The 11,763-nt window shown below is 57.9% G+C and carries 10 protein-coding genes; 7 read left to right on the forward strand and 3 right to left on the reverse strand.

The genetic code is table 11. From position 1 onward, the window contains the following. Positions 1 to 122 precede the first annotated feature (122 nt). The 4 genes from cysD to B2344_RS09130 all read left to right on the forward strand — a co-directional run bounded on the left by cysD (position 123) and on the right by B2344_RS09130 (position 5,636). Positions 123 to 1,025: a sulfate adenylyltransferase subunit CysD gene (gene cysD / locus B2344_RS09115; protein WP_034810883.1), complete on the forward strand. Its 903-nt coding sequence runs from the start codon at positions 123 to 125 to the stop codon at positions 1,023 to 1,025. Beyond that, the gene (gene cysN, locus B2344_RS09120; RefSeq protein ID WP_206991154.1) at positions 1,025 to 2,935 is read left to right on the forward strand and encodes a sulfate adenylyltransferase subunit CysN; all 1,911 of its coding nucleotides are present in this window, start codon (positions 1,025 to 1,027) and stop codon (positions 2,933 to 2,935) included. The genes cysD and cysN overlap by 1 nt, the downstream gene beginning before the upstream one ends. A 133-nt stretch (positions 2,936 to 3,068) precedes the next feature. Further along, entirely contained in the window at positions 3,069 to 4,586 is a 1,518-nt protein-coding gene (locus B2344_RS09125) for an acetyl-CoA acetyltransferase (RefSeq protein ID WP_290485055.1), read from the forward strand. Positions 4,587 to 4,631: 45 nt separating this feature from the next. Next, complete coding sequence (locus tag B2344_RS09130; protein ID WP_290485056.1) at positions 4,632 to 5,636, forward strand: NAD(P)H-dependent glycerol-3-phosphate dehydrogenase; 1,005 nt, start codon at positions 4,632 to 4,634, stop codon at positions 5,634 to 5,636. A 25-nt stretch (positions 5,637 to 5,661) separates the two neighbouring features. On the opposite strand, the gene B2344_RS09135 is transcribed toward B2344_RS09130, so the two are convergent. The 3 genes from B2344_RS09135 to B2344_RS09145 form a co-directional block, all read right to left on the reverse strand. Beyond that, the gene (locus B2344_RS09135; RefSeq protein ID WP_206991157.1) at positions 5,662 to 6,573 is read right to left on the reverse strand and encodes an MBL fold metallo-hydrolase; all 912 of its coding nucleotides are present in this window, start codon (positions 6,571 to 6,573) and stop codon (positions 5,662 to 5,664) included. Between the two features lie 42 nt (positions 6,574 to 6,615). Next, the gene (locus tag B2344_RS09140; protein WP_290483241.1) at positions 6,616 to 7,554 is read right to left on the reverse strand and encodes a hypothetical protein; all 939 of its coding nucleotides are present in this window, start codon (positions 7,552 to 7,554) and stop codon (positions 6,616 to 6,618) included. A gap of 139 nt (positions 7,555 to 7,693) precedes the next feature. Then, positions 7,694 to 8,104: a TIGR01244 family sulfur transferase gene (locus B2344_RS09145; protein ID WP_034810871.1), complete on the reverse strand. Its 411-nt coding sequence runs from the start codon at positions 8,102 to 8,104 to the stop codon at positions 7,694 to 7,696. A gap of 214 nt (positions 8,105 to 8,318) precedes the next feature. On the opposite strand from B2344_RS09145, the gene B2344_RS09150 reads away from it, so the two are divergent. The 3 genes from B2344_RS09150 to B2344_RS09160 all read left to right on the forward strand — a co-directional run bounded on the left by B2344_RS09150 (position 8,319) and on the right by B2344_RS09160 (position 11,692). Then, the gene (locus B2344_RS09150) at positions 8,319 to 9,212 is read left to right on the forward strand and encodes an ABC transporter permease (RefSeq protein WP_414651732.1); all 894 of its coding nucleotides are present in this window, start codon (positions 8,319 to 8,321) and stop codon (positions 9,210 to 9,212) included. Beyond that, a complete protein-coding gene (locus B2344_RS09155; protein WP_290479824.1) occupies positions 9,212 to 10,123 on the forward strand; it encodes an ABC transporter permease subunit in 912 nt (303 codons plus the stop codon). The genes B2344_RS09150 and B2344_RS09155 overlap by 1 nt, the downstream gene beginning before the upstream one ends. Positions 10,124 to 10,252: 129 nt before the next feature. Beyond that, the gene (locus B2344_RS09160) at positions 10,253 to 11,692 is read left to right on the forward strand and encodes a mannose-1-phosphate guanylyltransferase/mannose-6-phosphate isomerase (RefSeq protein WP_290483245.1); all 1,440 of its coding nucleotides are present in this window, start codon (positions 10,253 to 10,255) and stop codon (positions 11,690 to 11,692) included. Positions 11,693 to 11,763 lie beyond the last annotated feature (71 nt).

An 11,763-nucleotide genomic window follows, 5' to 3' on the forward strand; every position in this document is an offset into this window, starting at 1 on the left:
TCTGCTGAACGATCAAATTATGGATGTCACACACATTCGGGTCTATCGCCCACGCAAGCCCGCTATATCTGGGATATCAAGAACTTACATATACTGATGATGCTTGAAGGACTGTACGCGTTTTGAAAAACCTCACCCACCTCGACAGGCTGGAGGCTGAAAGCCTGCACATCATCCGCGAAGTGGCCGCCGAGTGCGAAAATCCGGTCATGCTCTATTCCGTTGGCAAGGATTCGGCGGTGATGCTTCACCTTGCGATGAAGGCGTTCTATCCATCGCGCCCTCCCTTCCCATTGATGCACGTCGATACAACCTGGAAATTCCGGGAAATGATCGAGTTTCGCGACCGGAAAGCCAAGGAGCTGGGCTTCGATCTTCTGGTGCATGTGAACGAAGATGGCGTCCGCGACGGCGTCGGGCCGTTCAGTCACGGATCAGCCGTGCACACAGATGTGATGAAAACGCTCGCCCTCAAGCAGGCGCTCGACAAGTACAAGTTCGATGCAGCCTTTGGCGGCGCCCGACGCGACGAAGAAAAATCCCGCGCCAAGGAACGCATTTTCTCCTTCCGCTCAGCCGAGCACCGGTGGGACCCGAAGCGCCAGCGGCCAGAGCCGTGGAACGTTTACAATACACGTATCAACCAGGGCGAAAGCGTTCGAGTCTTCCCGCTGTCCAACTGGACCGAACTGGACATCTGGCAGTATATCCGCCGCGAAAACATCGAGATTGTCCCGCTCTACTTTGCTGCCCCGCGCCCCGTCGTGAACTGGAATGGTGTGGACATCATGGTTGATGATGACCGAATGCCGGAAGAATTGCGCAGCACCGCGGTGACCAAATCCGTCCGCTTCCGTACACTTGGCTGTTACCCGCTGACCGGCGCGGTCGAAAGCACAGCTGCCACGCTTGAAGACATCATCCAGGAAATGCTCCTGACCACCACATCCGAACGCCAGGGCCGCGTCATTGACGCCGACCAGTCCGGATCCATGGAAAAGAAAAAACAGGAAGGCTATTTCTGATGCGCCTCAATGACGACCTGATTGAATCAGATATCGCCGCGTATCTGGAGAAGCATGAGCATAAATCCCTGCTTCGCTTCATCACCTGTGGTTCCGTGGATGATGGAAAGTCGACCCTGATCGGTCGCCTGCTCTATGACGCAAAGATGATCTTCGAGGACCAGCTGGCCTCTCTCGAAAGCGACTCCAAGAAAGTGGGAACTCAGGGTGAGAATATCGACTTTGCCCTGCTCGTTGACGGACTGACCGCTGAACGGGAGCAAGGCATTACCATCGACGTGGCCTATCGCTTTTTCGCCACCGACAAGCGCAAGTTCATCGTCGCCGATACGCCAGGACATGAACAGTATACGCGCAATATGGCGACCGGCGCATCAACCGCAGATGTCGCCATCCTGATGGTGGATGCGCGCAAGGGCATCTTGACGCAAACACGGCGCCACAGCTTCATCACATCCCTGCTGGGCATTCGCAAAGTCGTGCTGGCCATCAACAAGATGGACCTGATCAATTACAGCCAACAGGCCTATGACGACATCGTAGACGATTTCTACGCCTTCGCAGACGAGTTGGCGACGGATTTGGAAATCCAGCCAATCCCGATGTCTGCCCTCGAGGGCGTGAATATTACAAGCAAATCGAATGAAACAGACTGGTATGATGGCCCCAGCCTGATGGATTATCTGGAGACCGTGCCGGTTGGTGATCGCCGCCTGAACACGCCTTTCCGTATGCCTGTCCAATGGGTCAATCGACCCAACCTCGACTTCCGAGGTTTCTCCGGACAGATTGCTGCGGGCTCGATCCAACCTGGTGACCGCGTCAAATCCATGCCGTCCGGGAAGCAGTCCACCGTCCAGAGAATTGTCACGGCGACGGGTGACCTTGAGCAGGCAATCGCCGGACAATCCGTTACAATCACGCTGGACGATGAAATCGACTGTTCGCGCGGCGACGTTCTCGTTTCAGCCGAAGACCCTTCCGAAGTGTCTGACCAATTTCAGGCTCGCCTGCTTTGGATGAGCGAAACGCCACTCCTGCCCGGTCGCCGCTACCTGCTGAAGATGGGGGCGAAGACTGTCACGGCCACGGTCAACGCGCCGAAGTATGGCATTGATGTCAATACACTGAACGATGTTCCAGCGAAGACGCTGGAACTCAACCAGATTGGCGTTACAACCCTGTCTCTAGACCAAGCCATTCCGTATGATCCGTATGATGTCAATCGAGAGATGGGCGGCTTCATTCTGATCGACCGGATGACGAATGACACGGTTGGTCTCGGCCTTGTCGACTTCGCACTCCGCCGCGCATCAAACATTCACTGGCAAGCCATGGATGTTGATCGGTCTGCCCTGGCGGAGCAGAAAGGCCAGAAGCCAGCCGTGCTTTGGTTTACCGGCCTGTCAGGATCCGGCAAGTCGACCATCGCCAACGCCCTGCAGAAACTGTTGTTTGCCCAAGGCAAGCACACTTTCACGCTGGACGGGGACAATGTCCGTCACGGCCTGAACCGCGATCTCGGTTTTACCGATGCGGACCGCGTCGAGAATATTCGCCGCGTCGCCAATGTCGCCCGCCTGATGTCCGACGCCGGATTGATCACGCTGGTCTCGTTCATCTCGCCGTTTCGGTCAGAGCGACAAATGGCGCGCAATCTGATGGCTGATGGCGAATTTATTGAAGTCTATGTCGACACGCCACTCAGCGTCGCGGAGGACCGGGATGTGAAGGGCCTCTACAAGAAAGCCCGCGCTGGAGAGATCAAGAACTTCACCGGCATCGATAGCCCGTACGAGCCACCTCAGGCGCCCGAACTGCGCATCGACACAGTGAACAATTCTCCGGAAGAAGCCGCCGAAGTCATTCTTGGCTTCATGCGCGAAAAGGGCCTGCTGAACGGCGAGTGACCCAGCATTGAAGGCGCCGTGCCCACCTGACCGGGCACGGCGCCGAACATCGCCTCCTTCCCCAACGTACCGGCTCGCCTTGCCGAATTTCGCACGCTAGGTGTCGTTTCACACAACGATAAGGGAGCGTGTCATGGCAAAAGGCGATCTGCCGGTTCTGGTTGGCGTGGGACAAAGCCTCAGCCAGTGGGATGGAACAAGCGGAGCAGACGGTGCGCCGTCGCCCCTGTCGCTCATGGTCAACGCGTCCAGGGCAGCCCTCTCTGACAGTGGTGCAGACCTCTCCAAGGCCATCGACACGATTGCCGTTGTTCGCATCTTTGAAGATTCAGTCGGTGGCGCACCGCACCCGCACGGCCATAACACCAACCTTCCCGGCACGCTGGCGCGCGATATTGGCGCTGCACCCGATACGCTGATCTATGAAACCGTTGGCGGTCAGAGCCCACAGGCCCTTGTCAATGAGATGGCCGCGCGCATCCATGCGGGCGATGCTGACTGCGTGCTGATCTCCGGTTCCGAGGCCAATCGGGCCTCGAAGGGCGCGCGCCGGAACAATGTGGAAATTAACTGGGCCGACGGCGCTGATGTGGATTACGAAGATCGCGGCATGGGTCCGATGATGCTGTCGCGCGAAGAAATCAAGCATGGCATCGTCGCGCCAGCTTATTTCTATGGCCTGTTCGAAAACGCCATCGCCGCCCGCGAAGGCCATTCACGCAGCCAGCACCGCAAGGCCATGGCCGAACTCTTCCAGCCCTTCTCTGTTGTTGCTGCAAAGAACCCGTATTCTCAATTCCCGGAGGAACGCTCGGTTGAGTTTCTTTCGACACCGTCCAAGGCGAACTACGAATATGCTGATCCGTTCCTGAAATGGTTCATCGCCCAGGACGCTGTGAACCAGGGCGCTGCTGCGATCCTGATGAGCAGTTCCAAAGCCGACGCATTGGGTGTTCCGGAAGACAAGCGTGTCTATCTTCACGGTGCAGGCGAAGCGGCCGACGATCTGATCTCGCTGCGCCCGAGACTCGACGGCTCATGGGCAATGCAGACCGCTATAGATCGCGCATTGGATCAGGCCGCGAAAGCAACAGGCGATATCAAGCATCTGGATCTCTATTCCTGCTTTCCATGCGCCGTGTTCTCTTCAACTGCCGCGCTGGGCATCGACTGGAAGAATGATCCGCGCCCACTCACCCTGACGGGTGGCCTGCCCTTTTTTGGCGGACCGGGAAACAATTATTCCCTGCACGGTATCGCGGAAATGGTGTCGACCCTTCGCGCAGATCCCGGCAGCTATGGCCTTGTGCTCGCCAATGGTGGCTGGATGACAAAGGAAGCGGTCGGGATCTACTCGACACAGAAGCCGACTCGTTTCGCACCCGCAGAATCCTATGCAACACTAACCGAACAAGTCACACTTTGTGGCGAGGATTGCGAGGGCACGCTGGAAACCTTCACGGTCACGCATGGCAAGGAAGGACCGAACAAAGGCATCGCGTTCGTACGCCTCGAGGATGGGCGCCGGGCACTTGCCGTCGCATCCCCCGCTGCGCTCGCGACGTTACGTGAAGATGCCTCGCCCGTCGGCCGCAAGGTTGCCGTCAGCGTGGATACTGAAAAGGAGCGTGGCACGTTCAGTTTCATCTGACCGAGCCGCTTGCCCCGCCCCCCGGTTTCGACCAATCTCCGGCGCATGACGAAACATTTCAAGACATTCGGCGTCATTGGCGGCGGCGCATGGGGCACAGCGATTGCCCAGATGCTGACCCGTGAGGCCCAGGACGTGCTGATCTGGTGCCGCGAAGCAGAGGTGGCCGAAGCCATCAATACGCGCCATGAGAATACGGTCTTCCTGCCGGGCGTACCTTTGAACCCCGCGCTCAAGGCGACATCGGACCTCGCAGACCTGCACCTGATGGACGCGCTCTTTTCTGTCGCCCCTGCCCAGCACACACGGGCAACCTTGCAGGCACTGAAAGAGCATATCCGCCCCGGCACACCAGTTGTCCTCTGCTCCAAAGGCATCGAACTGAAGACAGGCGAATTCATGACGCAGGTGCTGGCCGACGAGCTGCCCGAAGCGGTTCCGGCTGTCATGTCCGGCCCGAGCTTCGCCATCGATGTGGCCAAGGGCCTGCCGACGGCTGTGACCTTTGCCATCGAAAATGAAACCCTTGGCGCCGAACTGATCGCCGCTGTTGCGACCCCGAATTTCCGCCCTTACCTCGCGCATGACCTGTTAGGTGCAGAGATCGGCGGCGCGGTGAAGAATGTGCTCGCCATTGCGTGTGGTATCGCACTCGGCAAGGGCCTGGGCCGCTCTGCCCATGCAGCGCTCATTGCCCGCGGCAGCGCGGAAATGACCCGGCTCGCTCTTGCCCTGGGCGCCGAGCGCGAAACCCTTTCCGGCCTGTCAGGGCTGGGCGACCTCGTCCTGACCTGCTCTTCCGAGACGAGCCGCAACATGAGCTGCGGACTGGCGTTGGGCAGAGGTGAGCCCCTTGAAGACATCATGGGCGCGCGAAACGCCGTAACCGAAGGCGTCGCAACCGCGCCGGTTCTGAAACGGATTGCTGCCGATCGCGGCGTCGACATGCCGATCTGTGATGCAGTTGCGGATGTGATTGAAGGCGCAATCAGTGTCGATGACGCGATCCAACGCCTGCTGATGCGTCCGAACAAGGTTGAAACAGTCTAGGACGGATTTACCGACATCAAGCCCGTCACACCGGGGTTTTCACCAGTTCGAAATGAGACCGGACGGTGGGTTTGTCATCCGGAGAAACCGCGACACCGGTCTTGATCAGCTCGATCATATGACCAAGCACAGACATGGCTGCGGCTGGATGCAAGCGCTTGTCGACTTCGGCGTACATCACCTTGACCATTTCAGGGATCGAGGACTGACCCGCCCGAAGCTGGTCAAGAATGGCAGCTTCGCGAGCCCGGCGGTGGTTGGCGTATTCCGTGATGAAATGGTCGACGAATTCGCGGCCACGCACCGGATCGCCATGGGTAGGCCAAAGCGTGTCGAATTTCCTGGATTGAATCTTGTCGAGGCTGCGCATGTAATCGCCCATGTCCCCATCCGGCGGCGCGACAACAGTCGTCGACCAGCCCATGATGTGATCACCCGACAGACACGCATTCTCTTCGCGCAAGCCGAAGCAGAGATGGTTGCAAGTGTGACCCGGCGTCTCAATCACATCGAGTGTCCAGCCGGGGCCCGAAATCACGTCGCCATCGCCAACTTTGACATCCGGCATGAAGCCAAGGTCGTCTGCACTGCCAAGCTCGCCCTTGGCGGTCGGCACGCCGCAATTTTTCGCGTAAGTCTTGCAACCCGCCCACTGCGCCAAAGGCGTCGCCAGCGGGGAATGGTCGGAATGACCATGAGTGACCAGAACGTGGGTGACCGTCTCCCCCTCCAGCGCCCGCTTCAAGGCTTCGAAATGCTCAGCATCTTCCGGGCCGGGATCAATGACAGCCACTTCGCCATGACCGATGATGTAGACGCCGGTGCCAACATAGGTGAACGGCCCGGGATTGTTCGCGATTACGCGGCGAATGAGCGGGGAAACCTGCTCTACGATGCCGTATTCGAACTCGATTTCGCGAACGTAGGGAATAGCCATATTATTCTAGTCTCTTGCAGCGATCCTGGCTTGCCGGAGCGATCAGCGCTTCTTCGAAGCAAAGGCGACGGCAAAGGCCTGCGCCATGCGACGTGTGGCCCTCAGCTTGGCGCCGAGCTTCAGCGCCACGGGCGGGCCCATATCCGTCTTGTTTGCATCGACGATGTAGATTCGTCCGGATGAACGGTCACGTAGGACGTCAACGCCGCCCCAGTCTAGTCCGATCGATGCAGCAAACCGCTCAATCACGGCAATTTCATCGCTCGTGTAGCAATTGCGAGGCTCGTCGAGCAAAACCTGAACATTCTCGTTCAGGAAACGGCGCTCCAAGGGCCGACGCTTGCGGAACACGATGACGGGTGAGCCGGCCACGATGCAACAGCGCAGATCCTCGACCAGACCGCCTTCGATCTCATTGTCGACGAGGCGCTGATAGGTCTTGCCCGGCAGGGGCGTATCCAGCGGACCTTCCAGAATCCGGCCATCATGCGCGGCATTCAATTCAGACTTCTCGACCATGCGGCCCTGATGGGTCGTTGGGTCAACCGATAGAGAATATCCCGCAGCCTCACCGAAAGCGGCTGCGACGGTCGATTTTGAAATATCATCACAAGTGAAATTGACCAGTTTCGCCCCATCACGAACCATCGGGACCGTATTGTCGGTTTCGGTGGAGTCATCAAACTGCATGACAATGTCAGCGGTCGCGACGTCATCAATCAATTTGGCACCTGACACATGTGTCACGGGCCAGATGAAATACCATGGGCGTGGCTTGTCAGGATAGAATGCAATCGTGGGGCGCTTGTGTCCGGTGACCCGGCGCCAGGTGCGCCATGTCTGCGCAAAGAAATAGAAGCAGAACCAGGTGAAGATGTCGTGCGCCAGCGAAAATGTGAGCGGAACGCGGTGCCCGGTCTTCTTCACCAGCATGGCGCCGTCATCGTATTTGAAATCGGTGATCCACAGACGATCGCTCATCCATTCCACTCCTCTTGCGCATACAGCCTCATGGCCAGCGCCTCCCTGTCTTGGCCTTCGCATGACCGGTCATCACTGACAACACACATAATGCGGCGCAAGTGTGACCACTTGCTCACAACATCTGTGAGCAGGATGGTCACAGCAGCGATTGCAGACTCGACAGATCATAGCCCGCATCTGCGGCAGCATCGACGATTTCCTGACCTGTACCCTGCCCGGCATGAGTCAGGGCCCATGCCGTTATGCATCGTGTCCCGGTGCGGCAATACGCCAACACCGGCTGAGGCGCTTCGTTCAGGATATTGCTCATCCGCTCGACGACTTCTGGGGTGGGGGCGCCTGAGAAAGGCAGTGCCACAAAGGCCAAACCCAGGGATTCGGCTTTGGCACGAATCGCGCCCATACGGGGCTGGTCTACGCCGCCTTCGCCATCTGGGCGGTTCGCAACAATGGTTTTGAAGCCTGCAGCCTGAATTTGGGCAACATCCTCCTCGTTAATCTGGGGGGCGACAGCAAAAGCTTCCGTAACGCGGCGAATATCGGCCATATTTTAGTGTCCCTGCCTGAGTCTGCGGTCTTGATCGGCTGTCGCTACAAGCTAAGGATTGCGGATCGTTATGCCAAGCGTCGGTGACGGCGGCATGATCAAATTCCTATTACCAGCAGCGGAATAACTTAAGTACGTGTCCTCATTTCAACGTGTCATCAGCCGAATTCCGTGGGCCTATACGTTCAGGCGTCTGCTAATTGCAATCCCCACAATGCTTGCCATCATAACGATGGCGTTCTTCATGATGCGCGCCGCGCCGGGCGGTCCGTTCGATGGGGAGCGGAAACTGCCGCCTGCGATCGAACAGGCCCAACTCGCCTATTTCGGCATGGATAAGCCCGTTCACGAGCAGTATTTCGACTATGTCGGCGGCGTGCTGGTCGGGGATTTTGGCCCGTCCTACAAGACGCTTGGCAAGAGCGTAAACGACTTGATTGCAGACGGCCTGCCCATCTCCCTCACCATCGGGTTTCTCTCCATGGGTCTGGGAATAGCGGTGGGCACATTGCTGGGTGTTTTTGCGGGACTCAGGCAGAATTCAGCGGCGGATTACAGCGTCATGGGGATCGCCATGGCAGGCATTTCGATCCCCACCTTTGTTACCGGTCCGATCCTGATTTTCATCTTTGCCCTGGGGGCTGGCATCTTCGCGGTTGGCGGTCTCGGAACCTATCCGAATATCGGGATGAACTGGCACAATATGACCTTGCCCGTAATTACTCTGGCCCTGCCACAGATTGCGATCATCTCCCGCCTCATGCGCGCCTCGATCATCGAGACAATGCGTTCCAACCATATCCGCACGGCGCGTTCCAAAGGCCTGACCGAACGCCAGGTGATTGCGCGTCACGCCCTGCCATCGGCCTTGCTGCCACTGATCTCGTATGCCGGCCCCGCAATGGCACGCGTCATGACCGGGTCAGTGGTGATCGAAAAGATTTTCGGCCTGCCCGGCCTCGGCTCATATTTTGTCGATGGTGCCCTGAACCGTGACTACACGCTCGTGATGGGCGCAATCATTGTCTATGCGGGCCTGATCGTACTGCTCAATCTTGTAGCAGACATTCTCTACGCCCTGCTTGATCCGAAAGTGAAATACGATTGATGACGGATCTTGATCCTCTCCTCGACCCGACTGGTCGCATCGAACCGGTTCAGAATGCCATTATAGGGGGACGCTCGCTCTGGGAAGATGCCCGGGCGCGCCTGTTCCGCAACCGCGCCGCCGTCGTCTCCATGTGGATTCTCGGCTTCCTCATTCTGTTTGCAGTCGTCGGGCCATTTGTCTGGGTCCACAAATACAGCACCATTTCTGACCTGCGCACCATTGCGCCGACGCTGGAAGGCCTGCATCCGCTCGGAACCGACCTGCAGGGACGAGACCTGCTTGCGCGCCTGATGATCGGCCTGCGTATCTCGCTCATGGTCGGCATTGTCGCCACGGCTGTCAGCCTCGTGATCGGCGTCAGTTGGGGTGCGACGGCAGGTTATCTCGGTGGTCGCGTCGACAATTTCATGATGCGCATTGTCGACGTACTCTACGCTCTGCCCTTCATCTTCTTCGTGATCCTGTTGCTGACGGTGTTTGAGCGCAACATTGTGCTGATCTTTGCAGCCATCGGCGCGATCGAGTGGCTGACAATGGCGCGGATCGTACGCGGCCAGACACTGGCCATCAAGGGCAAGGAGTTCATCGAAGCGGCGCGCGCGTCTGGGGTCAGCCGCAAAGACATCATTGTGCGCCACATCCTGCCGAACGTGATCGGCCCGGTCGCCGTCTATGTCACGCTGACCATCCCGGTGGTGATCCTCGCCGAAAGCTTCCTGTCCTTCCTCGGCCTCGGTGTGAACGAGCCCCTTACCTCACTTGGCGTGCTGATTTCGGATGGCGCACACCGGATGGAAGAAAAGCCCTGGATGCTGCTGGCACCCGCCGTCACGATGGCAGTCACCTTGTTGTGCCTCAACTTTATCGGTGACGGCCTGCGCGATGCGCTGGATCCGAAAGACCGCTAGACAGTTTTCACCTGGCACCTGGACAGACTGGACCAAATGCCCGCCACACAGGGAAAATCTTGGTGTTCAGGGTGGCCTTTGCTGGTGCGCTGAGGCAAGAGATTCGCGGGTAATTTGAAAGAGCAAACGATGGCAAAATCGATGACCAGCATCGTTCCGGTACTGATGTGCGGTGGAGCAGGCACGCGGCTCTGGCCGCTGTCGCGAAAGAGCTATCCCAAGCAATTTGTTCCCCTGATCGGCGATACATCCCTGTTCCAGGCATCCGCGCTGAGATTGACCGGAGGCGCCTTCACGCCGCCGCTTGTCCTCACCAATGCGGATTTCCGGTTCATCGTGCAAGAACAGCTCACCGACATCGAAATCGATGACGCTTCCATCATGATCGAGCCAGACGCGCGCAACACGGCCCCCGCAATCCTGGCGGCAGCACTGCATCTGCAAAAGACCCAACCAGATGCCCTGATGCTGATCGCACCATCCGACCATGTCATCCCGGACAGTGATGCATTTCTGGAGTCAATCAATGCGGCCGTCGATGCGGCCCAAAAAGGCCAGCTCGTCACGTTCGGAATCCAGCCCACACATCCCGAAACCGGATACGGATATCTGGAGCTCAGCAAGCCGGTGGAAGACTACAGTCTGTCCCCCATCAAGTTGAAGCGTTTCGTGGAGAAGCCCTCTGCGACCAATGCCCTTAAAATGGTGAATAGTGGTGACTACCTCTGGAACGCAGGGATCTTCCTGTTCAGCGTCAAAAGCATTGTCGAAGCTTTCCAGAAACATGAACCGGGCATGGTTGAATGCGTGAGCAAGTCTGTCGATGACCTGCAGATGGATCTCGGCTTTATGAGGCTCGATCCGGAGAGCTGGAACCGGGCCCAGTCGATCTCGATCGACTATGCCGTCATGGAACGCACCGAAAATCTTAGCGTCGTGCCATTTTCGGGCGGATGGTCAGACCTTGGCGGCTGGGACGCCGTATTGCGCGAAACCGGGCCGGACAAGCATGGGGTTTCGACCAGCGGACATGTCACGGTCATGGATTGCCAAGACTCCCTGATCAGGTCCGAAGATAATGGACTGGAAGTCGTCGGTATCGGCCTGAAGAACATCATAGCCGTTGCCATGCCGGATGCGGTGCTGATCGCGGATGCGTCCCGCGCACAGGACGTAAAACTGGCCGTTACCGAGCTCAAGGCCAAACAGGCACGCCAGGCCGAGCAATTTCCGCGGGACTATCGCCCCTGGGGCTGGTTTGAGTCCATTGCGATGGGCGAACGTTTTCAGGTCAAGCGCATCCAGGTAAAGCCGGGCCAGTCGCTGTCCCTTCAATCGCACCATCATCGCGCCGAGCACTGGATTGTCGTATCCGGAACAGCCAAGGTCACGATCAATGAGGACGTCAAGCTCGTCACCGAGAACCAGTCCGTATACATCCCTGTAGGATCCGTTCACCGGCTGGAAAATCCGGGGAAACTGCCCGTCGTCCTAATCGAAGTTCAAACTGGCAGCTATCTCGGTGAGGATGACATCATACGATACGAAGATAAATACGCGCGCGATTAGAGTCTGCGGAGTCGAACTTATTTGAATTCGAATGAATCTGCACCTTGCGGCACGAGGTGCGGCACTCTTAT

It is taken from the genome of Hyphomonas sp. UBA3195, assembly GCF_002366485.1.
Lineage (GTDB): Bacteria > Pseudomonadota > Alphaproteobacteria > Caulobacterales > Hyphomonadaceae > Hyphomonas.